The organism is Nonomuraea sp. MG754425 (assembly GCF_021699195.1).
Classification (GTDB): Bacteria; Actinomycetota; Actinomycetes; order Streptosporangiales; family Streptosporangiaceae; genus Nonomuraea.
Genome location: NZ_SSXE01000002.1, coordinates 73,118 through 96,982, shown reverse-complemented (window position 1 = coordinate 96,982; position 23,865 = coordinate 73,118). Strand labels below are relative to the sequence as shown.

General features: G+C 73.5%; 19 protein-coding genes. 7 read left to right on the top strand and 12 right to left on the bottom strand.

Annotation, left to right across the window (positions count from 1 at the left end):
• Positions 1–86 precede the first annotated feature (86 nt).
• The 7 genes from FAF44_RS01100 to FAF44_RS01070 all read left to right on the top strand — a co-directional run bounded on the left by FAF44_RS01100 (position 87) and on the right by FAF44_RS01070 (position 8,944).
• Positions 87–1,280, top strand: a complete 1,194-nt coding sequence (locus FAF44_RS01100; RefSeq protein ID WP_237101052.1) for an N-acetylglucosamine-6-phosphate deacetylase — start codon at positions 87–89, stop codon at positions 1,278–1,280.
• Complete coding sequence (locus FAF44_RS01095) at positions 1,273–2,760, top strand: UxaA family hydrolase (RefSeq protein ID WP_237101051.1); 1,488 nt, start codon at positions 1,273–1,275, stop codon at positions 2,758–2,760. The genes FAF44_RS01100 and FAF44_RS01095 overlap by 8 nt, the downstream gene beginning before the upstream one ends.
• Positions 2,736–4,076 (top strand): mannitol dehydrogenase family protein, encoded by a 1,341-nt coding sequence (locus FAF44_RS01090; RefSeq protein WP_237101050.1) that lies wholly within the window; start codon positions 2,736–2,738, stop codon positions 4,074–4,076. The genes FAF44_RS01095 and FAF44_RS01090 overlap by 25 nt, the downstream gene beginning before the upstream one ends.
• Positions 4,073–4,861 carry a glucosamine-6-phosphate deaminase gene (locus FAF44_RS01085; protein ID WP_237101049.1) on the top strand — a complete coding sequence of 263 codons (789 nt, stop codon included), beginning with the start codon at positions 4,073–4,075 and terminating at the stop codon, positions 4,859–4,861. The genes FAF44_RS01090 and FAF44_RS01085 overlap by 4 nt, the downstream gene beginning before the upstream one ends.
• Positions 4,851–6,062: a Gfo/Idh/MocA family protein gene (locus FAF44_RS01080; RefSeq protein WP_237101048.1), complete on the top strand. Its 1,212-nt coding sequence runs from the start codon at positions 4,851–4,853 to the stop codon at positions 6,060–6,062. Before FAF44_RS01085 ends, FAF44_RS01080 begins: the two co-directional genes overlap by 11 nt.
• A gap of 72 nt (positions 6,063–6,134) precedes the next feature.
• Positions 6,135–7,124, top strand: a complete 990-nt coding sequence (locus FAF44_RS01075) for a LacI family DNA-binding transcriptional regulator (protein ID WP_237101047.1) — start codon at positions 6,135–6,137, stop codon at positions 7,122–7,124.
• Positions 7,121–8,944, top strand: a complete 1,824-nt coding sequence (locus tag FAF44_RS01070) for a S9 family peptidase (protein ID WP_237101046.1) — start codon at positions 7,121–7,123, stop codon at positions 8,942–8,944. Before FAF44_RS01075 ends, FAF44_RS01070 begins: the two co-directional genes overlap by 4 nt.
• A 21-nt stretch (positions 8,945–8,965) precedes the next feature.
• Here FAF44_RS01070 and FAF44_RS01065 read toward each other — a convergent pair whose 3' ends face one another.
• The 12 genes from FAF44_RS01065 to FAF44_RS01015 form a co-directional block, all read right to left on the bottom strand.
• Positions 8,966–9,547: an SGNH/GDSL hydrolase family protein gene (locus FAF44_RS01065; RefSeq protein ID WP_237101045.1), complete on the bottom strand. Its 582-nt coding sequence runs from the start codon at positions 9,545–9,547 to the stop codon at positions 8,966–8,968.
• The gene (locus FAF44_RS01060; RefSeq protein ID WP_237101044.1) at positions 9,544–10,425 is read right to left on the bottom strand and encodes a carbohydrate ABC transporter permease; all 882 of its coding nucleotides are present in this window, start codon (positions 10,423–10,425) and stop codon (positions 9,544–9,546) included. Before FAF44_RS01060 ends, FAF44_RS01065 begins: the two co-directional genes overlap by 4 nt.
• Complete coding sequence (locus FAF44_RS01055; protein ID WP_237101043.1) at positions 10,422–11,393, bottom strand: sugar ABC transporter permease; 972 nt, start codon at positions 11,391–11,393, stop codon at positions 10,422–10,424. Before FAF44_RS01055 ends, FAF44_RS01060 begins: the two co-directional genes overlap by 4 nt.
• 11 nt (positions 11,394–11,404) lie before the next feature.
• Positions 11,405–13,159 (bottom strand): beta-N-acetylhexosaminidase, encoded by a 1,755-nt coding sequence (locus FAF44_RS01050; protein WP_237101042.1) that lies wholly within the window; start codon positions 13,157–13,159, stop codon positions 11,405–11,407.
• Positions 13,160–13,172: 13 nt separating this feature from the next.
• Complete coding sequence (locus FAF44_RS01045; RefSeq protein ID WP_237101041.1) at positions 13,173–14,372, bottom strand: putative glycoside hydrolase; 1,200 nt, start codon at positions 14,370–14,372, stop codon at positions 13,173–13,175.
• A gap of 1 nt (position 14,373) precedes the next feature.
• The gene (locus FAF44_RS01040) at positions 14,374–15,942 is read right to left on the bottom strand and encodes an extracellular solute-binding protein (protein WP_237101040.1); all 1,569 of its coding nucleotides are present in this window, start codon (positions 15,940–15,942) and stop codon (positions 14,374–14,376) included.
• A gap of 475 nt (positions 15,943–16,417) precedes the next feature.
• The gene (locus FAF44_RS01035) at positions 16,418–17,173 is read right to left on the bottom strand and encodes a hypothetical protein (protein WP_237101039.1); all 756 of its coding nucleotides are present in this window, start codon (positions 17,171–17,173) and stop codon (positions 16,418–16,420) included.
• 266 nt (positions 17,174–17,439) lie between these two features.
• Positions 17,440–17,568 (bottom strand): hypothetical protein, encoded by a 129-nt coding sequence (locus tag FAF44_RS54325; protein ID WP_272893890.1) that lies wholly within the window; start codon positions 17,566–17,568, stop codon positions 17,440–17,442.
• A 38-nt stretch (positions 17,569–17,606) separates the two neighbouring features.
• Positions 17,607–18,956 carry a lanthionine synthetase C family protein gene (locus tag FAF44_RS01030; RefSeq protein ID WP_237101038.1) on the bottom strand — a complete coding sequence of 450 codons (1,350 nt, stop codon included), beginning with the start codon at positions 18,954–18,956 and terminating at the stop codon, positions 17,607–17,609.
• Positions 18,928–20,139, bottom strand: coding sequence for a cupin-like domain-containing protein (locus FAF44_RS01025; protein WP_237101037.1), 1,212 nt, complete (start codon positions 20,137–20,139; stop codon positions 18,928–18,930). The genes FAF44_RS01030 and FAF44_RS01025 overlap by 29 nt, the downstream gene beginning before the upstream one ends.
• A complete protein-coding gene (locus tag FAF44_RS01020) occupies positions 20,136–21,392 on the bottom strand; it encodes a hypothetical protein (RefSeq protein ID WP_237101036.1) in 1,257 nt (418 codons plus the stop codon). The genes FAF44_RS01025 and FAF44_RS01020 overlap by 4 nt, the downstream gene beginning before the upstream one ends.
• Positions 21,389–23,845, bottom strand: coding sequence for a type 2 lantipeptide synthetase LanM (locus tag FAF44_RS01015; RefSeq protein ID WP_237101035.1), 2,457 nt, complete (start codon positions 23,843–23,845; stop codon positions 21,389–21,391). The genes FAF44_RS01020 and FAF44_RS01015 overlap by 4 nt, the downstream gene beginning before the upstream one ends.
• Between the last annotated feature and the right edge of the window lie 20 nt (positions 23,846–23,865).

Sequence of the window (23,865 nt, the reverse complement as noted above, 5' to 3'; positions counted from 1 at the left end):
ATTGCCGCAATTTCCATGCGATGCTTGATCGGACCTCGTTTCATGGGGTAGACAAGGTGCGCAACCGCTTGCACCGAGAGGATCACATGAAGGGATACGCACTCGTCGGCGCCCGGGTGGTGCTGGAGGACCGGATCGACGGCGAGTCGGCCGTACTGGTGCGCGACGGCCTCATCGAGGCCCTGACCGCCCCCGGCGACCTGCCGGCCGGAGTGGCCAGGATCGACGCGGGAGGCCGGTACCTGACGCCGGGGCTGATCGACCTGCACGCCCACGGGGCGGCGGGCCACGGGTTCGACACCCCCAGCCGCGCCGGGTACGAGAGCGTGCTGGCCGCGCACGCCGGGTTCGGGGTGACGGCGATGCAGGCGTCCCTGGCCACCGCCGCGCTCGGCTCGCTCGCGGAGACGCTGGCCTTCGGCGCGGCGCTGGCGGCCGAACCCCCCGGCGACGGCGCGCGCCTGCTCGGCGTGCACCTGGAGGGGCCCTTCCTCGCGCCCGAGCAGGCGGGGGCGCACGACCCGGCCCTGCTGATCCCTCCGTCCGCGCGGGCGGTCGAGAAGCTGCTGGCCGCGGGACGTCCCACGATGATCACTCTCGCGCCCGAGCTGCCCGGCGGCGTCGAGGCCGTCCGCGCCTTCGCCGCCGCGGGGACGGTCGTCGCCATCGGGCACAGCCAGGCGCGCGGCGCGAGCTTCGCCGAGGCCGTCGCGGCCGGCGTCACCCACCTCACCCACCTGTGGAGCGGACAGTCGTCGCTCACCCGCGAGGGTCCCTGGCGGGTGCCGGGCCTGCTGGAGGAGTCGCTGGCCTCCACCGGCCTGACGGCGGAGGTCATCGCCGACGGCCGGCACCTGCCGGTCGAACTGCTGCGCATCGCCGCGCGCTGCCTCGGCGGGCGGCTCTGCGCGGTGTCCGACGCCACGCCGGGGGCCGGTCTCGCGGACGGGACGCCGTACCGGCTGGGCGCGCTGGAGTGCGTCGTCGAGGACGGGGTGGGCATGCTCCCCTCGGCGGGCTGCTTCGCGGGCAGCACGACCGGGCTCGACCGGATGGTCGGGCACCTGCACGCGGCGGTGGGGCTGCCGGCGCACGAGGCGGTGGCGACGGCCACCTCCGTGCCCGCACGGGTGCTCGGCCTGCGCCGCCAGGGCACGATCCGGCCGGGCAACCTGGCGGACCTGGCGCTGTTCGACGAGGACTTCACCGCGCGCGCCACGATCGTGGGCGGCCGGTGGGTGGTGGACAAGGACGGGATCGGGGAGAGAGCTCATGACTGAGGACGTACTGCTGCTGCGCGCGGACGACGACGTCGCCGTCGCGCTGCGCGATCTCGAGGCGGGTGAGAGGGTGCGCGCCGGAGGCGGGTGGCTGGCGGTCACCGGGGCCGTCCCGCGCGGGCACAAGCTGGCCTTACGCGCGCTGCCCCGCGGCACCTGGGTCCGCAAGTACGGCCAGCGCATCGGCGTGGCGGGCGCGGACATCGCCGCGGGCGCGCACGTCCACACCCACAACCTCGCCTACGAGGACGACCAGGACCGCCTGGAGGCGTCCGGGACGGCCCCGGAGCGCCTGCCCGCCCGTCCGGCGGCCACCTTCGACGGTTACGTGCGCCCGGACGGCGGCGTCGGCACCCGCAACTACCTGGGCATCCTCACGTCGGTCAACTGCTCGGCCACCGTCGCGAAGCTCGCCGCCCAGCGCCTGTCGGCCGCGCCGCCGCCCGGCGTGGACGGCGTCGTCGCGCTCACCCACGGCACCGGCTGCGGCCTGGCCGAGGACGGCGAGGGCCAGGCGATCCTGCGCCGCACGCTGGAGGGCTACGCCCGGCACCCCAACTTCGCCGGCCTCGTCATGATCGGGCTGGGCTGCGAGGTGAACCAGATCTCCGCGCTCGACCTGCCGGTGCCCGCGCTCACGATCCAGGAGCACGGCGGCACCGCCGGCACCGTGGCCGCCGCCGTGTCGGCGCTGACGGAGGTGGCCGCCGAGGCGGGCGCCGCCCGCCGTACCCCGGTGGCCGCCGCGGAACTGGTGCTGGGCCTGCAGTGCGGCGGCTCCGACGGCTACTCGGGCCTGACCGCCAACCCGGCGCTCGGCGTCGCCGCCGACCTGCTGGTGGCCCAGGGCGGCACGGCGATCCTGGGCGAGACCCCGGAGATCTACGGCGCCGAGCACCTGCTCGCCGAGCGGGCCGCCCGCCCGGAGGTCGCCGACCGGCTCATGGCGCGCATCGCCTGGTGGCGCGAGTACGTGGCGACCCACGGCGGCAGCATGGACCACAACCCGTCGCCCGGCAACCGCGCGGGCGGCATCACCACGATCCTGGAGAAGTCGCTCGGCGCGGTGACCAAGGGCGGCACCAGCCCGCTGACCGCCGTCTACGAGTACGCCGAGCCCGTCACCGAACGCGGCCTCGTCTTCATGGACACCCCCGGCTACGACCCCGTCTCGGCCACCGGCATGGTGGCCGGCGGAGCCAACCTGATCTGCTTCACCACCGGCCGGGGCTCGGTGTACGGCTGCCGCCCCGTGCCCAGCGTCAAGGTGGCCACCAACACCGAGATGTACCGGCGGCTGGCCGACGACATGGACCTCAACTGCGGCACGATCGCCGACGGCGAGGAGGACCTGCACGCGGCCGGGTCACGCCTGTTCGACCTGCTGCTGGAGGTCGCCTCCGGCCGGCGCACCCGCAGCGAGGAACTGGGCGTCGGCGCGGAGGAGTTCGTCCCGTGGCAGATCGGCGCGGTGATGTGATGGGCGGCGAGGGCGTGCTGCACTTCGGCCTGGGGGCTTTCCACCGCGCCCACCAGGCCGTCTACACCCACCTGGCGGGGGACGACTGGGGCGTCTGCGCGGTCGCGCCCCGCTCGGCGGGGGTGGTCGAGGCGCTGCGCGCCCAGGGCCACCGCTACAACGTGCTGGTCCGCGAGCACGACCGGGCCTGGACCGAGCCGGTCACCGCGATCCGGCGCACGCTGCACGCCCCCACGCAGCGGGCCGAGGTGATCGCCCGGCTGGCCGACCCCGCGACCCGCGTGGTCACGTTGACGATCACCGAGAAGGCGTACGCCGACACCTCGCACGGCGCTCCCGTACGGCTGCTGGCCGACGGCCTCGCGGCCCGCGCGGCGGCGGGCGGGCCGCCGCTGGCGGTGGTGTGCTGCGACAACCTGCCCGGCAACGGCCCGGCGACCAGGCGCGCCGTGCTGACGGCCTGCGACGACCGCACGGCCGCCTGGGTGGCGGACGACGTCGCCTTCCCCGCCACCGTGGTGGACCGCATCGTGCCGGCCACGAGCCCGGCCGACCACGCGCTGGCCGCCGAACTGGCCGGAGCGCCGGACGGGGCGGCCGTGGTGGCGGAGCCGTACCGGATGTGGGTGTTGCAGGATCACTTTCCCGGCGGGCGTCCCGGCTGGGAGCGGGCCGGCGCGCTCTTCACCGACGACGTCGCCCGCCACGAGCGGGCCAAGATCAGGGTGCTCAACGGGGTGCACAGCGCGCTGGCCTACGCCGGGGCGCTCACCGGGCACGACCGCATCGACCAGGCGCTCGACGATCCGGCGCTGGCGGCCTTCGCCGAGTCGCTCGCCCACCGCGACGTGCTGCCCACGCTCGACCCGCCGCCCGGCACCGACCTGGGGGAGTACGCGGCCACCGTGCTGCGCCGCATGCGCAACCCCGCCCTGGGCCACCGCTGCGCCCAGGTGGCCGCCGACGGCTCGCTCAAGGTGCCGATCAGGCTGCTCGGCACCGTGCGGGAACGGCTGGCCGCGGGGGCCGAACCGCGCTGGGCCGGCCTGGCGGTCGCCGCCTGGCTGCGGCACGTCGTCACCGGGACGGCCGACGACGGGCGTCCCGTGGAGGTCACCGACCCGAGCGCGGCCAGGCTGCGGGAACTCGCCCGAGGCGAGCCCGCGCGGCACCTCGACGCCCTGCTCGGGGCGGACGACGTCTTCGGCCACGACCTGCCGCACGAGCGGCGCTTCACCGACCTGCTCCGCGCGGACCTGCGCGCCATGGCCCGGCACGGAGCCGGGGAGCTCATCAGAAAGGAACTCACACTGTGACCCAGCCTCTCGCCCGGTTCGACGCGGGGCACCTGGCCGTCGGCGTGCACGCCGACCAGACGGCGCTCGCCGCCGCCGCAGCCCGGCACACCGCCGGCGTGCTGCGCGAGCGCGTCGCGGCCGGCGGCACGGCACGGGTGGTCATCGCCACCGGCAACTCGCAGCTCGGCTTCATCCGGGCGCTGCGCGAGGAGGAGGTGCCGTGGGAGTCGGTCACCGTCTTCCACATGGACGAGTACGTCGGCCTCCCGGCCGCCCACCCCGCCTCGTTCCGCCGCTGGATCAAGGAGAACGTGGCCGACCCCTTCGGCCCCGCCGCCGTGCACTACATCGACGGCGAGGCCCCCGACGCCGAGGCCGAGTGCGTCCGCTACGCCGATCTGCTGCGTGCCGCCCCGCTCGACCTGGTCTGCCTGGGCATCGGCGAGAACGGCCACCTGGCCTTCAACGAGCCCCACGAGGCCGACCTCGCCGACCCGCAGTGGGTGAAGGTCATCACCCTCGCCGAGCGGTCGCGGCTGCAGCAGGTCGGGGAGGGCCACTTCGCCACGGTCGCCGACGTGCCCGCCACCGCCATCACGCTGACCGTGCCCGCGCTGCTCAGCGCGTCGGTCGTGCAGGCAGTCGTGCCCGAGAGGCGCAAGGCCGAGGCCGTCAGGGACAGCCTGCTCGGGCCGGTCGGCGCGCACTGCCCCGCGACATTCCTGCGCGGGACGCCGGGCGCGGTGCTCTTCCTCGACCCCGGCTCCGCGGCTCTCGTACCGGATGTGGCCCATGTCCGGTAACGGCAGGCGCTACGCGCTGTCGGGGATGAGCGCGCGGGCCATGTCGGTGTTCGCCCGGCCGCTGCTCGGCCCGTACGCGGACCACGGCGACCTGGTCGCGGTCGTGGACCCCGACCGGGACCGGGTGGCGGAGTTCGACGACCGCCTGGCCTGGTACGCGCCCGGCGACTTCGACCGCATGGTCGCGGACGCCCGTCCCGACACGCTGCTGGTGGCCGGGCCCGACCACACCCACGCCGAGGCGATCATGGCGGGCGTCCGGCACGGCCTGCGGGTGATCTGCGAGAAGCCCATGGTGACCACCGCCGCCGACGCCGCCCGCGTGCTCGCGCAGGCCGCGCCCGGCCAGGTGCGGGTCGCCCACAACCTGCGCTACGCCCCCCGCCACCGGCTCATCAAGCGCCTGCTCGACGAGGGCGCGATCGGCCGGGTGCTCGGCGTCGAGCTGGTCTGGAACGTCGAGACGCTCCACGGGGCCAGCTACTTCCGGCGCTGGAACCGGCGGGCGGAGCTGTCGGGCGGGCTCCAGGTGCACAAGAGCTGCCACCACTTCGACCTGGTCGGCTGGTGGCTGGGCGACGTGCCCCGGCAGGTGTTCGCCTCGGGCTCGCGCGCGTACTTCGGCGCGGACAGCCCGCACAACCCCGGGGCCGCGCTGCCGGTGTCCGCGCAACGGGACCGGTGCCCGTACGGGCGGCGCTGGCAGGAGGAGGGCGCCGAACTGCCGGAGTTGCGCGGCCACCAGTACGACGGGCCCGAACGTTACATCTACGACGCCGAGATCGACATCGAGGACAACTACGCGGCGCTGGTGCGTTACCGTGGCGGCGCGCACCTGTCGTACTCCATCCAGTTCTCCGCGCCGTGGGAGGGCTACCGGCTGGGGATCAACGGCACGCACGGCCGCATCGAGACCAGCCTGGAGTACGGCAGGCAGTCGGGTCCCGAAGGGCTGCCCGTCGTGCTGTACCCGATGTTCGGCGAGCGCCGCGACATCGAGGTGGACGGGGAGGACGGCGGCCATCTCGGAGCCGACGGGCCGTTGGTGCGCGAGCTGTTCACCGAGGACGGCGCGGGGCTGGCGGACGCCGCGGAGGCGGCGTGGGCGGTGGCGCTCGGCGAAGGGGTGCGCAGGTCGTCGCTGACCGGCGCGGCCGTCGATGTCGAGGCTCTGCTCACAACCGCTTGCGATGCGAAATAGGTGGGGATCGGAGAGGATTGTGGGAGGCTTCCCGCAAGCGCTTGCGAACTCGTCGAGGAAGGGAAGGTGGTCATGACCGTCACGCTGGCCGAGGTGGCGGAGGCGTGTGGGCTGTCGCCGTCCACGGTGTCACGCGCGCTGTCGGACCCGGGCCGGGTCAGCGCCCAGACCCGCGACAAGGTGCAGCGCGTGGCCCGCGAGCTGGGCTACACCCCCAACCGGGTGGCGCGCTCGTTGTCCATGGGACGCACCGGCACGATCGGGCTCATCGTGCCCGACGTCGCCAACCCGTTCTTCCCGCCGATCATCAAGGCGGTGCAGGCCCGCGCGGCGCGCAAGGACCTGGCGGTGGTGCTGGCCGACACCGACGAGCGGCCCGCCGACGAGCTGGAGCGCGCCCGGGTGCTCGCCAAGCAGGTCGACGGGCTCGTCATGGTCTCGCCGCGCACCACCGAGGCCAAGATCGGCGAGATCGGCGCACTCGGGCCGACCGTGTTCGTCAACCGGCACGTGCCCGGCGCGCCGACGGTCATCATCGACAACGCCGACGGCGTCCGGCAGGCCGTCGAGCACCTCGTCGCGCTCGGCCACCGCGCCATCGGCTACCTGTCCGGCCCGCGCCGCTCGTGGTCCAACAAGCAGCGCGGCGCCGCGATGACCGACGCCTGCGCGCACCTCGGGGCCGAGCTGACCGTGTTCGGCCCGTTCGAGCCGCAGGTCCAGGCGGGGGTGCAGGCCGCCGACCTGCTGTACGGCAGCCCGGTCACGGCCGTCGTCGCCTACGACGACCTGATCGCGATGGGCGTCATGGCGCGGATGGCCGAGCGCGGCCAGAGCGTCGGACGAGACCTGAGCGTCATCGGCATCGACGACAGCCCGCTGTCGGGGGTGGCCTACCCGACGCTCACCTCCATCCACGTGCCGGGCGCGGAGGCCGGGGCCACGGCCGTCGACCTGCTGCTCGACGTGCTGGACGGCACGGACGACCCGGCCCCGCTGGTCGAGCTGGAGACCTACCTCGTGGTGCGCAGCTCGACGGGGCCGGCGCCGGAGCGGCGATGACGACGGTCCACGGCTTCGGGCCGCACCTCGACGGGCGGTTCGACACCAGCCACGACCTGCAGGCGCACGTCTACCGGCGCACGATCGAGCGGCTGGGGCACTGGCGCGCGGTCAACGACGCGCTGTCCACGCCCGAGCAGGTCGCCGGGCGCCAGGCCGCCATCAGGGCGCAGGTGCTCGACTCGCTCGGCGGCCTGCCCGCCGCCGAGCCGGGCCCGCCGCAGGCCGAGGCGCGGGGCGTGACCAGGCTCGACGGCATCGACGTCGAGCGGCTGCTGCTGACCACCGCGCCGGGCGTGGCCGTGCCCGCCAACCTGTGGCGTCCCGCCACGGTGACGGAGCCGGCGGGCGCGGTGCTCTTCGTGTGCGGGCACGGCCCGCAGGCCAAGGCGCACCCCACCTACCAGGCCGTCTGCGCCCGCCTGGCCAGGGCCGGGCTGGTCGTGCTGGCCATGGACCCCGTCGGCCAGGGCGAGCGCGCCGGCGCGTCCCGCGACGACGGCGGGGTGTCCGAGCACACCGACGCGGGCGTGCAGTGCTGGTGGGCCGGGCGTTCGGTGGCGCGGCACTTCGTCCACGACGCCATGCGCGGCATCGACTACCTGTGCTCCCGGCCCGAGGTGGACCCGGCGCGCCTCGGGATCACCGGCAACAGCGGCGGCGGCACGCTCACCACGCTGATGATGGCGCTGGAGCCCCGGCTGGCCGCCGCCGCGCCCGGCACCTTCGTGACCAGCCGCGAGAGCTACCTCTGGTCGGGGCAGGCCCAGGACGCCGAGCAGGTGCTGCCGGGCGGCACGCTGGGCGGCGTCGACCACGAGGACCTGCTCATCGCCATGGCTCCGAAGCCGGTGCTGGTGCTGGCGGCCGACTACGACTTCTTCCCCGTCGAGGGCACCGTCGCCACGGTACGGCGGGCCCGCCGGATCTACGGCCTGCTGGGCGCCCCCGACCGGCCGGAGCTGGTCCGGGCTCCCGTGCCGCACGGCTACTTCCCGGAGCTGGCCAGGGCGGCGGTCGCGTTCCTGGCCCGCGAGCTGGGCGGTGCGGTCACCGACGACGCCGAGCCCGAGCCGCTGCCCGAGCGGGCGCTGCGCTGCACCCCGGCCGGCGTCTTCCCGGGCTCCGCCCACCTCAGGGACCTCAACCTGCGCGAACCCGTGGTGCGCAGGGACACGCGCTGGCTGGCCGAGCGGGTGTTCGCGCACCGCCGCCCGCCCGAGGAGTTCTTCCCCCGCTGGTTCGACCGCGCGGACGGCGTCAGGCAGGTGTTCTGGCGCTCGGAGGCGGACCTGTGGGGCTGCGGCGTGCTCGCGGGCGCCGGGGCCGAGGAACTGGTCATCGCGCTGCTGGAGGGCGGCACGGCCGCACTCCCGCACCCGCTGCCGCCGGGACGTCTCGTCCTCTGCCTCGACGTGCGCGGCGTGGGCGCGCTGGCCCCCGCCCCCGTCAACGCCCGGCCGGACGACCGCTACTTCGGCACCACCTACAAGCTGATGACGGACCTGCTCTGGCTGGGCGACAGCCTGGCCGCCGGGCAGGTCTACGACGTGCTGCGGGCCGTGGAGTTCGCCTGGGCCACGCCGGAGCTGGCGCCCGCGCGCCGCCGCCTGACCCTGTACGCCGAGGGGGAGCGCCCGGGGCTGCTGGCCCGCCTGGCCGCCGCGCTCGAACCCAGGGTGAGCGGGCTGGAGCTGGCCGGCCCGCCCCTCGACCCCCGGGCCGCCCTCACCGCCCCCGTCGGTCACACCCCCGACGGATGGGCGGCGGTGATCCCCGGCCTGGCCGGCCTCGACCTGCCCGAGCCCGGCCGGCATTGAGCGAGTGAGCCGCTGCCCGGATCAGGTGGGCAGCGAGCAGAGCGGGCTGTCCGGGTCCCACAGGTCCAGCGCCCGCAGCAGCGCCCCGGCCAGGGCCCGGTGCCCGTACCCGTTGGGGTGGCAGTCGTCGGCCATCCACCGTCCGGGCGCGCGACCTCCCCAGCCCGCGTGGTGGTCCACCAGCACCACGCCGGGGTGGGCCGCCGCCACCTCGCGGACCACCGCGACGTAGGCCGTCAGCCACTCCAGCCGGGCGGGCACCGCCGTGGGCAGCACGGGGTTGGGCGTGTGCAGCACGACCTGGGCGGGGGCCGCCTTCCGCACCAGACCGTGCAGGCCGGCGCGGAAGGCGGGCAGGCCGTCGGGGCCGGCCAGGCAGTCGTTGAGGCCGTACATGATCGAGACCACGCCGGCCCGGAACCGCGAGAAGTCGGGGACGGTGAGCCGGGCCCCGCTGACGGCGGTGTTGATCACCACGTCGGCGGGGCGGTTCAGCTCGAAGCGCACCCGTTCGGCCAGGAGCTGGGTGTAGTCCCGCAGGCCGCCGGTGTGCTTGGCGCCCTGCGTGACGCTGTCGCCGCAGAACAGCCAGGTCGTGCTCATCCCTTCACCGCTCCGACCAGCACGCCCTTGGCGAAGTGACGCTGGAGGAAGGGGTAGATCAGCAGGATCGGCACCAGCGAGATCACCAGCACCGCCATCTGCATGGCCTGCTGCGGCGGCGGCAACTCGCCGGCCAGGGCGGTGTTGTCCACACCCATGGTGCTGTTGTCGACCACGAACGTGCGCAGCACCTGCTGCAGCGGCCAGTCGGCGGCGTCGTTGAGGTAGAGCTGCGCGGAGAAGAAACTGTTCCAGTACGAGACGGCGTAGAACAGCCCGACCACCGCCAGCACCGCCTTCGACAGCGGCAGCACCACCCGCCACAGCACCTGCGTCTCGCCGGCCCCGTCCATGCGGGCCGAGTCGAGCAGGTCGCGCGGCAGGTCCAGGAAGAACGAGCGGATGACGATGACGTTGAAGCCGTTGATGAGCACGGGCAGGATCAGCGACCAGTGCGAGTCCAGCAGCCCGATCTGCCTGACGACCAGGTAGAGCGGGATGATCCCGGGCGAGAACAGCAGGGTGAACAGCACCAGCATCAGCAGCGGCCGGGAGCCGAGACTGCCCGGCCGCGACAGCGCGTAGGCCAGCAGCGCGCTGCACGTCAGGCTCAGCAGCGTGCCCACGGTCGTCACCAGCAGCGAGATCACCAGTGCCCTGGTCACCACGCCGCCCGCGAAGACCGCCCGGTAGGCGTCGAAGGTGACCGGCGAGGGCCACAGCACGTAGCCGCCGGCCGCGTTGATCTGCCGCTGCCCCGCCAGGCTGGTGGCGACGACGGCCACGAACGGCAGCACCACCACCGCGCAGCACAGCAGCAGGACGAGCCCTTTCGCCGCGCGCACGGGAGGCGCCGGAGTACGGGAGTAGGCGCTCATCGCGAGTACACGCCCCTTTCGCCGAAGATGTGGGCGACCTTGTTCGCGCCGAGCACGAGCGCCACTCCGATCACGCCCTTGACCAGGCCGACCGCGGCCGAGGAGCCCCAGTCGCCGTTGATCACGCCGTTGTTGTACACGTAGGTGTCCAGCACCTCGGAGGCGTCCACGCCCACCGCGCGCTGCTGGAGCAGGATCTGTTCGAAGCCGACCGTCAGCGAGTCGCCGAGCTTCAGGATGAGCAGGAGCACGATCACGCCCCTGATGGACGGGAGCGTGATGTGCCAGAGCTGGCGCAGGCGGGAGGCGCCGTCCACCGCCGCCGCCTCGTACAGCGACAGGTCCACCCGAGACAGGGCGGCCAGGAACAGGATCGTCCCCCAGCCGGTGTCCTTCCAGATCACCTGGCTGGTGATGACCGCCTTGAACAGCTCGGGATCGCCGATGAGGCTGAAGCCCTCCATGCCCTTGCTGCGCAGCCAGGCGTTGACCAGGCCGCCGTTGCCGAGCATGTGCTGGAACAGCGCGACCACGATCACCCACGACATGAAGTGCGGCAGGTAGAGCACCGACTGCACCAGGCGCTTGAGCCGTTCGGAGACCAGCGAGTTGAGCAGCAGCGCCAGCGCGATCGGCACCGGGAAGACGAAGACCACCTGGAGGAAGGAGATGATCAGGGTGTTGGCCAGCGCGGTCAGGAACGCCGGGTCCAGATTGAGGATCACGCCGAAGTTGCTCCAGCCCACCCAGGGGGAGTCGGCGATGCCGATGTAGGGCTGGTAGTCCTTGAAGGCGATCACGTTGCCCAGCAGCGGCACGTACTGGAACAGCAGCACCACCGTCATGCCGGGCACGGCCAGCAGCAGCAGGAAACGGTCGCGCCGGAAGCGCTCGCGCCACGTCGGCGTCGCGGGGTCGCGGCGGGGCGGCTTCTCCGCGGCCACGCGGTCGGCCTCGAGCAGTGCCATGGTCAGTCCCTTCAGCCGATGAAGCTCGCCGAGGCGGTCCTGGCGTACGGCAGGCATTGGGCCAGCGCGCCGTCCGGATACGGGTCGTGGCCCTCGAACTCCTCGGGCCCGAACCGCTCCAGGTGGTCGAGCCTGGCCAGCAGCCCGCCGTAGCGCCGGTCGATGACGTCCCAGCCGAACGGCTTGTTGTCGCCGCACCAGGTCTGCCGGTGCAGCTCACGCAGCCGCCGTACCTTCTCCTCCAACCCGGGTACGGCCCGCCGCGCCCGGTGCAGCTCCACCTTGGCGGCCAGGACCTCCGCCAGCAGCGCGGGCAGCGCGAGCCGGGCGTCGCCGCGCCGGGTCGCGCCCAGCCGGTCCGCCAGTTCGCGGTAGTGGCCGGCGAGCCAGCCGGGCAGCCCGGAGGTCAGGAACCCGAGCACGGGGTCGTGCCAGAGCAGCCACTTGGCCGGGTTGCCGCGCCAGCGCACCGGGTCGCCGGAGCCGGGCAGGTAGTCCAGCTCGGCCGCGGCCAGCCACGTCTCCCAGGTGGCGTCGCAGGAGCCGACGAAGTTCGTGGCGTGGCCGGTCGAGCCGTAGGCGAGGTCGGCGAACGCCTGCACGGCCGGCAGCGCGGAGAACAGGTCGCACTCGGTGCCGTCGTTGCCCCACATGGTGACGACCGCCTCGGGCAGGCGGGCCTCGCGCGCGGCCGTCATGCCCGCGGTGATCGTGGCCAGCGCCCTGGGCAGCGCCGCCCACAGCCGGTGGTGGGTCCACCCGCCGGCCGCGAACACCGGGTCCTTGCCCAGGTCGCGGCGGTGCCGCTCGATCCAGTCGGCATAGAAGGCGCTCTCGCCGTGCTCGTAGTCCCAGTAGACCAGCTCGACCTCGTCCGGGATCTGCCCGGCGACCCAGGACGGGATCTCGGTGTCCGGGTCGTAGTAGTCGTTGGCGGCCGAGCCGAGCCTGAAGTACATGTCGCTCCAGATCATCGGCCGCAGCCCGTGCTCCTGGCAGATGGCCAGCACGTTCTTCAGGTGCGAGGAGAGGATCTCGAACGGCTGGCGCTCGCCGAACCGGCGGCGGTACTGCCCGGTGCCGATCCCGTGGGCCTCGTCCATGCCGATGTGGATCCGGCGGCTGCGGAAGCAGGAGGCGACGGTGGCGATCATCCTGTCGATCAGCTCGTAACCCTCGGCCGCCTCCGCGAGCAGCACCCGCTCGGTGTCGCGCAGCGGCCAGTAGGCCGGCCACTGCAGGATCTGCTCGAAGTGCCCGAGCGTCTGCACGCACGGGATCACCTCGATGCCCAGGCGGTGCGCCTGGTCGTCGATGGCGCGCAGTTCCTCGGGGGTGTACGCGCCGCGGGCGTAGCCGAGCATGGGCTCGCCCTCGACCCGGTAGGTGTCCTCCATGTAGAGCCAGAGGGTGTCGATGCCCATCAGGGCACATTTACGCAGGTAGGAGGCGATGGCCTCAGGGCGCATGACGGCGTTGCGCGAGGTGTCGAGCATCACCGCGAGCGTCCGGAACGGGCTGGACCCGCGCTGCTCGGGCACGTCGCCCGTGGCGAGGTAGGAGCCCATCGCGACGCCGAGGCCGCGCAGGGCGTCCCGGGTGCGGTCGAAGCCGATGCGCCAGCCGCCCTCCTCACGTGTGATCGAGAAGCCCTCGGCCGTGGTGTCGGGGACCAGTCTGAACAGCGGGCCCCCGTCCTGCGCGAACCGCCACGGGTACTCCGCGGCCAGCTCTTCGGCCAGTTCGACGGGTGCGGACAGGCGCATCGGCGCGGACCTCCTAGGAGCGGGTCAGGACGATGCCTGAGTTGGGCTGCAGCGTCACCTGTCCGGTGTGGGCGACGCCGTGGGTGTCGGTCCAGGTGCCGGTGGGCAGCGTGTGCACGGCCGGCAGCGTGGAGGACGGGTTGACCAGCGTGCGGCCGAGCTGGTAGTCGCGGTACCAGGCGCCCGTGCCGTCCTGCGCGGGGGCGGCCGTGGGCGTGCCCAGGTTCACGTCCAGCTCGGGCCGGTCCAGCCAGACGCCGTACTCGAAGCGTCCGCACAGGGTCAGCATCGTGCGCGGCTCACGTACCAGCAGGTAGTTGGCGATGACCCAGTCGACCTGCTGCTGGCTGGCGTCCACCAGGTGCGTGGTGGTGGTCATCCCGACGGTGACGACGGGCTTGCTCTGCACGACCGAGCGGTAGAGGGCGAAGGTCTGCGCCCACTCGTCGTCGTTGATGTTGATGTCCCGGCCGCGGGTGAAGCCGCCCTCGTGCAGCCACAGGTCCACGATCTGCACGGCCGCGGCCGACTGCGTGCGCTGGAAGGTGTTGACGCCGAGCGGGCTGATGTTGCCGGCCAGGCCGACGTCATAGGTGTTGAGTCGGTTGCGCAGCCAGGTCAGCCAGTCGAGGTACACCGTGGCGTAGGCGGGGTCGTCGAGGCCCGCGTACTGCTGGACCCACGTGCCGGCGGAGTTGAAGTGCCCGGCGGCCGAGGTCCAGTTCCACGGGACCACGTTGTCCAGGGCGATCCACTTGTAGCCGGCTTGGATGTTGGGCAGCACCAGGTTGGTGAAGTAGAACTCGCGGACCGCGGGGTCGGCCACGTTCAGGGTGACGATCGGGGAACTGCCGCTCTGGATGACGGGGGTGACCTGGTCGGCCTGGTACATGATCCAGTCCGGGTGGTTGGCCTGGTACCAGGCGAGGGGCCGGTCCGGGCTGTTGTCCCTGATGGAGGGCAGGTAGCGGCTGGGCACCACGTCGGACGGCTGCGCGTCCAGCGGGTAGGCGCCCCAGACGAAGGGGACGCGGCCCTGGTAGACCGAACGGTCGGGGATGGCGCTGTCGAAGATCTGGGCGCGGCTGATGCCGTCGGGACGGGGCTGCGGGAGCTCCAGGTCGACCCTGCGCCGGCCCGCGTCGGCGGCGGTGACGGTCGAGGCGATGACGGTGGCGGCTAAGGCGGTGACGGTGAGCAGACGACGGATCATCTCAGTTCCTCCCTGATTTCTGCAGCGCCTCGCTGTACTCGGCGCGGATCTTGTCCCCGCCCTCCGACTTCCACGCGGCCACGCCCTCGTCCCATGCCGAGACGGGCTTGCGGCCCTGGATGATGTCGGCCTGCAGGTCCTTCATCTTCTTGTCGAGCCCCGCGCCCCGCGCCTGGTCGGTCGGCGAGTACAGGCCGCCGATCGGCCAGGCTTCCGCGGTGGTGAGGGCCTGCTTCTCGGCCTCGTACTCGTTCTTGGTGATGTCGGGGAAGCCGGGCGCGTAGTGCACGACCGGCGAGGCGCCGATGTAGAGGGTCGGCACGGTCGTCTCGGACTTGCCGACGTCGGTGTGGATGGGGTCGCTGCCCTTGAGGGTGAAGTCCCAGTCCTGGACGCCGTAGACGCGCTGGCGGTGCTCGGCGGTGCCGAACGGGGAGACCAGCCAGTTGAGCACCCGCAGCACCTCCTCGATGCGCTCCTTGGGCGCCTTCTTCAGGCCGGTGATGGAGAAGATCGCCGGGCCGAGGTAGTTGGCCGCCTGGCCGCCGCCGTCGAACTTGGGCGCGGCGATGGCCCTGATCTCCGCCTTGGGGTCGGCGGCGCGGGCGGCGATGGCGATGTTGGACCAGGTGGACGCGCCGACGTGGATCTTGGTGGCGCCGCTGGACATCCAGGCCACCTTCTGCGCGCCCGTGGCGGTGAAGGCGTCGGGGTGGAAGGCCTGCTCCTTCCACATCTGGGCGACGATCTCCAGCGCCTTGCGCATCTCGGGGGCCTCGTAGTTCTTGGTGAAGCTCCCGCCCTCGGCCTTCCAGTTGTTGGCGATGCCGAGCATGGCGCCCACGTACTCGAGGGTGGACAGCGGTTCGTCGATGGCCCACTTGTTGGCGGACGGCTCGGTCAGCGCCCGGCACAGCTCCAGGAACTCCTCGCCGGTCTTGAGTTCCGTCGTGAGCCCCTTGGCCGCGATGAGGTCGGCGCGGGCCGAGGCGGCCAGCCGGATCGCGGGCAGGTGGATGGGGATGCCGTAGATGCCGCCGTTGTAGATGGTGGACTGCCAGCTCACGGTGGGGATGTTGGCCAGGCCGGGATAGTCGTTGATCTTGTCGCCCGACAGGAACTCGGTCAGGTCCTGGAACTTGGCCTCCAGCAGCCCCGGGAGTTGTGGGGTGTTGGCCCTGACCTCCATGGTGTCCGGCAGGTCGCCGCCGGCCATCAGGGTCTGGAACTTGTTGATGTAGTCGGCGGTGGGTGCGCCGGTGATGCGCAGTTCCGCGCCGAGCGACTTGTTGAGCGCCTGCCAGTAGCGGTTGCCGCCGAGTGGGGTGGGCGGGGTGTTCATCGTGCAGAGCGCGTGGACCACGCCGCCCTTGGCGGGGGGCTCGGTGGTGAACGCGACCGGGTTGGCGGGGTAGCTGAAGAAGGCGGGCAGCACGCCTTCGGGAGTGCCGGGGAGATCGGGCTTGAGCCCCGTGTAGGGGACGTAGCCGGGCAGGCGGACCGAGCCGCCGCCCGACCCGGCCGATCCTGAGGTGGTGCCACCCGAACCGCAGGCGGTCAGAGCGCCCATCACCGCAGTCCCGAGTGCACCCCTGAGCACCTGCCGTCTGTTCAAGCGGATGTAGTCCATCGAGGAGCCACGCCTTTCGTGATCGCTCGTGACTGGGGTGGTGCAAAGATTGCAAGCGCTTGCCTAAGTTGTCAATAGTTGCGGGCTAGACAACAAGTCAGGGCTGGTGAGAACGTAAGGCAAACGCTTGTCATCGATAATGCGGTCGCGGTGAGCACACGCCACGTGACCGCCCGTTGGCCGCGCGGTGCGGAGGCCGGGCGCGGACGGCGGCGGTGCGACCAGGGGCGGATCCACCCTGGTGGGCCGGGCCCCCCTCGCCCGCAGCGCGTGGCGGGGTTCGTGCGGAGGGTTCGTGCGGGAGGCGCGTGGCGGGCTTCGTGCGGAGGGTTCGTGCGCAGGCGCGTGGCGGGTCAGGCGCGAAGGCGCGCGCCCGACCGGCGGCCGGTCGGGCCGGTCGGGCGCGTCGGGCGGGTCACCGCCGGTCGAGCGTGTTGAGCAGCATCCAGCCGGCGATCACGGCGAAGAAGACGCAGAACGCGATCTGCACGACCAGACCGAACCCGGGGGTCAGGCCGTACGTCAGGGCGGTCGAGACCAGGTTCACCGGCAGGAAACTCAGGAACATCCAGGAGAACGTGCGGAAGGCGAGCATGAAGAGCCCGTCCCACCAGCCGAACAGCAGGCCCCACAGCGTGACGCCCAGCCCGAGGAAGGCCAGGAGCAGCCAGTACCGGAGCGATCGGCTGGGCGCCGGTTCGAACCACTGCGCGTCACCGGTCGCCCGCAGGCCGACGACCTCCCCGCGCCACAGCCGTAACGTGACCGCCTGCCCCTCGGCGACCCCGCCGTAGAAGCCGGACGACACGTCGCGGCTCTCCTCGGCCCCACCGGCCCGCCGCCAGGTCACCTCGTAGTGGGTGGTGGTGTCGGACGTCGTGTACGTGTGCCCGTTCGCGTCGGTGTGCGTCGTGGTCGAGGTGGTGGTGTAGGTCCGGCGCTTGACGACGGAGCCCGGCTCGCTGTCGAAGCAGCCGCCGGTGCGCTGCTCGCAGGCGACGACCTCGCGAAACGCCCCCGTCTGGCGATAGGGGCCGGCGGCGCCGGCGAGCGCCACGACGATGATGCCGAGACCGAGCACCACCACCGTCCACCGCCGGGGGGTGGCCGCGCCGAGCGGTCGGCGGGGCGGCAGACGTGGTAACCGGCGGAGCCGGGGATTGATCCTCATCACGAAGGGTCATACCCCGTGTTCCGCCGGTGAGACCGGCTCATCGGGGTTCGTCACGGGTGTTTCACACGAGGCCCTCCCCCGTGGGAAGGAGGTCCGGCAGGCGCGTTGACCCGGTGCCGCCCGCTTTCGCACTGTCCGGGAGCTCAGCTCACCGCCTTCTCGACCAGCTTCCTGAGCGCCGCCTCACCGGCTTCGCTCAACTCCGTCAAGGCGTAGGCCGTCGTCGTCGAGACGCGTGCTCGGTCCTGATCGGTTGCTGCCGCTCAGGGCGCCTTCAGCAGCAGGTTGATGACGACCGTCAGCACGACGGACAGCACGATCGACGCGACGATCATCGCCAGGCAGCCCATCCAGCCGCCCAGCGGACGCACGTCCCACTTCCCGATTCGCACACCATGTCGCCTACCCGCAAACGCGGCGACCATGAGTCTCAGCTCAGCAGCATCGCGCTGTCCCATGACGTCGCCGGCGCGTCCCCCGTCGCGTAGGCGTGCAGGACGAGGGCGATACCCGCCGCCCCCTCCAGGAAGCCGGGCCGGTCGAGGTCACGCGCCGCGAGCGCGTGCCGGTACCGGTAGCGGAACGGCGCTTCGGGGTCGTACCCGGCCAGCACCCGCGCGGCCAGCCCGTCGGCGAGGGCGTGGTAGCCGGAGCCGGGGCTGTCGTGCGCCATGCGCAGCACGATCTGCAGCAGCCCGGCCCAGCCGTGACACAGCGCCGAGTCGTGGATCAGCTCGTCGCTCGCCACGGTCAGCGCGCCCCGCAGGGCGGCGTGCGCCTCGGCGCGCCAGTCCGCCCGGTCGAGCGCGACGCCCGCCAGGTGGACGGCGCGGGCCGTGCCCGCGGCCCCGTAGCACCACGAGTCGCGGGCGCGTTCGGGCGGTCGCCCGCTCCGGAGACGGGGCAGCGTGATCAGGTGCGGCCAGCGCGGGCCGGCGTCGTCGGTGGCGCGCCAGCGGGACAGCAGCGCCATGATCCGCTCGATGGCCTCGTCCTGCCGGTCCACCCGGACCCCCTGCCGCCAGGCGACGGAGAGCAGCGCGAGCGGACCGCTGACCCCGTGGGCGAGACCGAGGTTGACGTGCTCGGGCAGCCCGTGTTCGAGTCCGTCGGTGACCCACCACGAGGGCAGCCGGGTGCCGTGGCGGTCGAGGTCGTCCGCGACGGCCGTGGCCACCAGCGATTCGAGCACGTCGGTGAGCGCGGGCCGGACGGCCGGCCCGGCCGCCGAGTCGTGCCGGGCCAGCAGGTAGCGGCCGATCCCGGCGGCGCCGCCGAGGACGTCGTAGCGGTTCCACGCGCCGGCCGGCTCGCCGGCGCGCAGCCGTTCCCGGTCGGCCCGCGCGCGCTCGCGGGCCTGGCCGGTGATGTGCCGGTCCAGCCCGGCCAGCATCGAGGCGTAGCCGCCGAAGCCGGTGGCCGCGGCGTGCCCGGCGAACGCGAGCGCCACCATGCCGCTGAACAGCGACTGCGGCAGCAGCCGGATCCCGCTGCCGAGCGCCGCGGACAGGTGCGCGTGCGCCCGGCCGCGCAGTTCCGGCGCGCCCGCGGCCAGCTCGGCGAACAGCAGGCCGACGCCGGGGTGACCGTCGGACAGCAGCAGCGGATGCCACACCGGCTGCGGGTCGCCCGGGTAACGCATGAGGTTGTCCGGCGCGCCGGCGATCCCGGCCACCCGGTCCGGCTCCGCCAGCCGGTCCGCGATCTCGGCGACGACCCCGGCGGCGGCCCGCCGGTGGGCCGCGCCCCGGTCAGCCGGTGCCGGCGCGGGTGACGGCACGGAAGCTCTCCAGTTCCTGCAACAGGCGGCGGACCCCCGCGCGCTCGGCCACGGGCAGCTCGCCGACCCGCACCACCGCGCCGGCGGCCAGCCGGGCCAGCACCGCGAGGGCCGCCGCGTCGGCCACGCCGGACGAGACGTTGCCGTTCGCGGCGAACCTGCGGGGGCCGTCGCCGGGCGCGGCCGGCAGCGCGGCGCACGCGCGTACGGGGGTGTCGTCGTCGAGCGGGCGAAGCTGCGCGGGCGGCTGTGTCGGCCAGAACCCGCCCGCCGTCCTGACCCGCAGGGCCAGCGCGGTGGCCCGGTCGGCGAACCCGTCCTGGCCCAGATGTCGCGCGAAGGCGTCCACGGCGTCGGCCAGGGCCGTGGGCAGCTCCTCGGCCAGCCGGCCGTCCGGACCGGCGTCCGGGGTGAACAGCGGGGCGGACGCGGCCGGCCGGGTGCCCCGGAACAGGTCCTTGATCTCGTAGTACGGCCGGTGCTCGCGGCGGGGCACGCCCACGTTGACACTCGTCGCCGGCACATCCCCGGCGCTCTCCCCGACGTGGTGGTAGCGCGCCGGCCAGTACAGCAGATCGCCCGGCTCGACCTCGGCGACGAACGAGGACGCCAGGTACGGCTGGTAGTCCAGCACCGTGTGCACCGGATCCGACCACGGACGTTCGGCCCAGAACCGCATCCGCTTGGTGCCGCGCACGCAGAACATGAAGGTGGCGAACCGATCCTGGTGCACGCCGACCGGGCTGTGCTCGTACGAGCCGTGGAACATCGTGGAGCCCGCGGTGTGCGTCGGCTGACCGACCCGCTCCCAGAGGCCGGAGTAGAACCGCTGCGCGCGCGCCCACAGGGGGTGGGAGAAGGCGTGGAACCGGTGCACCACGAGGGCGTATCGTTGCCCCCGCAACCGGTCGGCCATGCGCGCCTCGTAGCCGTCGAACGAGCGGTCCGACAGCTCCGGCAGGTAGTCGCGGGGCCGGGTCTGCTGCCCGCGCCGGATGAGGAACTGCACGTTGGCCGGCACGGCGAGCGGATGCGGCGGCCGGCTGCCGAGCACCGCGCTCTCGAACACCTCCGCCTCGGCGAACGGCACGTCGGCGATCCCCTTGTACAACACCGGCCGCCGGTCCCAGAACCGGTCGGCGAAGGTGTCCCAGTCGAACGAGTGCTCGGTCGTCAGCGTCATCGCACAGGCTCCTCGACCACGTCGATGCCGCGCAGCCGGTACAGCCGGTCCAGCAGCGCGAGCACACTCCTGTCGCCGGCGCCGATGGCGTGGCACACCTCGGCGACGGTGGTCTCCTCCCCGTCGCGCAGCGCGGCGAGCACCCGGTCGCCGGCGGCTCCCGGCAGGGTGAAGACGTTCCCGTTGATCGCCCAGACCTCGTGGCCGGGCCCGTCGGGCATCCGGACGATCTCGCCCGAGCGGCGCACGCGGGTCTCCCCGGTCATCGGGACGCCCTCGCGCGGCACCGGAATCGGTTCGAGCCCGGCCGCCGACCGCAACGCCGCCCAGCGGACCCGCAGCAGCCGGCGTAACCCGTCGCCGTCCACGACCGCGCGCAACTCGTCGCCGAGCGCGGTCAGGTGGGGCAGCACCCCGTCCGGGTCGTCGATCCCGGTGCCCGGACCGACCGGGAAGTACGGCACGCTCTCGTCGTTGCCCTGCCGGCCGTGCACCAGGTCGGCGAGCAGGTCCCGCAGCGCGGTGAACGGCAGCCGCCGGTCGACCGGGATCCGCAGGCGCAGCGCCACGCACCGCTCGCGGTAGGTGTCCACGTGCCGCCGGTCGGCCGGCCAGTACAGCAGCTCACCGGCGGTGGCGCTCAGGGTGCGCACGCCGTCGAGGTCATGGTCCGGGTCGGCGATCTCGGCCGGTGGCGGGCCCTGGCGCTCGTCCCACAGGCGTACGTCCATCCGCCCGCGCAGCACCCAGGTCAGCGCCGCGTGGGTCGGCGTCTCGGCCGCGCCGACGTGCTGGGTGAACCGGTCGCCGATCAGCACCTCGGCGAGCACCGGGAGGTTCGGCCAGCCGACCGCCCGCCACAGGCCGCTGATCGCCTCGCGCACCGCGGACCACAGGACGAAGTCCAGGAGCAGCGGCTGCCGCACGGTGAGCAGGTAACCCTGCCCGGACACGTCGGCGTCCAGCCGGTCGAGGTAGTCGTCCAGGGTCCGGTCGGCGAGGTCCGGCAGCCGCGCGCCCGGCGCGCGCAGCCAGCCGTCGCCGAGCAGGAAGCGGACGTCGGGCATCACCCAGAACCGGGTGCCGGCCCGGAACGGGGCGCACGACCGGACAATCAGGGCGTGGATCCGGTCGAGGCCGGCCGGTGGCCGGGCCCGCAGCCGGGCCGGCTCCCTGCCCCAGTACCGCCGCGCGAACTGCTCCCAGTCGATGTCGTCGGACGCCTGCCGCGCCTCGTGGATCAGTGTGGTCATGATGCCTGCCTGCCCGTCAGGGGGAATCGCCGCCGGATCCGGATCGTGTGTTCGGCCAGCGGCTCCATGCCCATCGCGGCGCGCCGGCGGTCCACGCCGTCCGGGTCCTCGATCGGGCACGGCTCCAGCCGTCCGGCCACGGGCTCGAACTTCGTGCCGTACACCTGGGGGAGCCCGTCGGCCAGGCGCAGTTCGTCGGTCAGGTACGCGACCTCACGCCACGGGAGGTCGCCGCCCTCCGCCGCCTGCCGCATCAGCACCAGGCAGTGCCGGCGGAAGTCCAGATGCTCCCTCGCGTGCTGGACGAGCCGGCTCGCCGCCCCGGCCGCCGCGGCGCCGACCATCGTGCGGCCCGGCCACCCATGCTCGGCCACCACCTGGGACAACCAGGCGATGCCCGCGTCGGTCAGGGTGCGCAGGCGGCGCTCGGCGGCGGCGTCGGCCATGCCGCCGTCCGCCCACGGCACCCTGATCGTGCCGTCGAGCCGGTCCAGCCGCAGCAGCCGCCGCCGGATCTCCCCGGCGGGCGCCGGTTCGGCGGGCACCTCCGGCGCGTCCACCGCGTCGATGCGCAGCCGGACCTTCTCCCGGTTCCAGACGTAGGTGACCCGCCGGCCCACCTCCGGCCAGTCGAAGCCGACCTGGCCCTCGGCGGGGCTCTGCAGGTGCAGCCGCACGCCCAGCGACTCGTCCGTGACGACGTGCTCGGTCACGTCGTCGAACACGTGCTCCACCGCGTCCCGGAGCGCCACCCCGAGACCGGCGAGTTCCAGGTTCGTGCCGTCGAGCAGTTCCGGCAGCGGGGGCCAGCCGCCCTCGGGCTCCGGCCGGGCCGCGACCCGGGCCGTCCCGAACGGCTCCGGCGGCGGCTCGACCCGCAGCACCGGCCCGCCGTCGAGCGAGCGCACGAAGTAGGGCACGTCCATGCGCCGGAGCTGGTCCAGCTCCGCCCGGTCGAAGCGCACGCCCGGCTCGGCGGGGACCGGCGCGGCGCCGCCGCCGGACAGCCACCGGGGCAGCAGCGCGTCGAAGTACCGGTACGTGTGCTGCCGCAGCACCCGGACGTGGTGGCCGGGGGCGGCCGTGGCGAGGAAGCGCCGGATCGCCGGGCGCCGGCGGCACATCAGGGTCCAGGCGTCGAACATGCCGCGCAGCATCGCCGGCAGGTAGGGGCCGTAGCCGGCCCGGCCTTCGACGTCCGCGACGACGGTCCTGGTCTCGTCCCTGGCGAGGGAGCGGCGACGGCGGTGCAGGACCAGCGCGCCCGCCGGCCCCGCGCGCCAGCACACCGGCGCTCCCTCGGGGCCGCAGAAGCGCGGGGTGCTCTCCAGGCCGACGTGGTGCTGCTCGACCTCGGCGGACGGGTCGTACAGCAGGCCCGTGTCGTAGAGCCGGGGGACCCGGCAGAAGTAGACCTCCAGGTCGATCGGATACAGCAGCGGCTCGCGCTCGCCGGGCCTGCTCCCGGTCACCACGTTGCCGCCGATCATGTCGGAGATGCCGAAGGCGAACATCGCGGCGGCCAGCGAGCCGGCGCGGTGCCAGAACCGGACCGCCTCGCGCGGGGTCAGCCGGGTGCCGCTCAGCCGCCACGTCTCGGACGTGCGGATCGGCCCCCACTGCGCCGGCGGCTCGATCCACTCCTGCCACAGGTAGCCAGGTTCCGTACCGGACCAGCACGAGAGCACCGGCAGCCGGACCTCCCCGGACGCCGCGGGCGCGCGGTTGAGCAGCTCGAACACCGACGCCGGCGCGCCGCCGCCGTCGCCGTCGCCGCACGCGGTGAACAGCAGCTCGCCGGACGCCGGCCGCGGTTTGTAGGCGACGCGGCCGCCGCCCGCGCAGTCCAGCCGCAACACCCGTTGCCGGCCGTTGTGGGTCTCCTCGCCGTGCGCCCACAACCCGACGACCGGGCCGCGGAAGGCCGGGTCACCGGGCCAGGAGGCGCTCATGTCACGCAGCAGCCGGTCGAGGAAGAGGGTCAGGAACGCCTCGCAGCGCGCCGCCCACTCCGCCACCCGGACGCGGGCGTGGTGCGCCCGGCCGGTCGCGCACGCCACGAACGCCTCCGACACCACGGGCCCGAACACGTCGGCGTTGGTGATGTCGAGCACGCCGGGGGCGATGACCGCCGGGTAGCGCCGGGCGGCGGAGGCGCACCAGCCGTCCAGCCGGGCGAGCAACGTCAGCAGCGGCGTGAAGCGGCGGTCCTGGAGGGCGTGCGCGAGCATGTCCGCGTCCGTCACGCCGCCGAGAAGACGGTCGATCCGGACCGTCCCTTCCGGCCCGGCCGTGACGACCGGCGGGAACAGCCCGCCCGCGGTGCCCGCGCGGACCGCCGCGATCACCCGTCGCGCCACCGGTGGCAGCGCGGCGCAGGCGTCCTGATCGGCGGCGCCGGCCCGGGGGCGCAGTTCCCAGAGCGGCTCGACGTCCGCCGGTGCGTCCGACAAGGGTCCCTCCCGACTCGTCG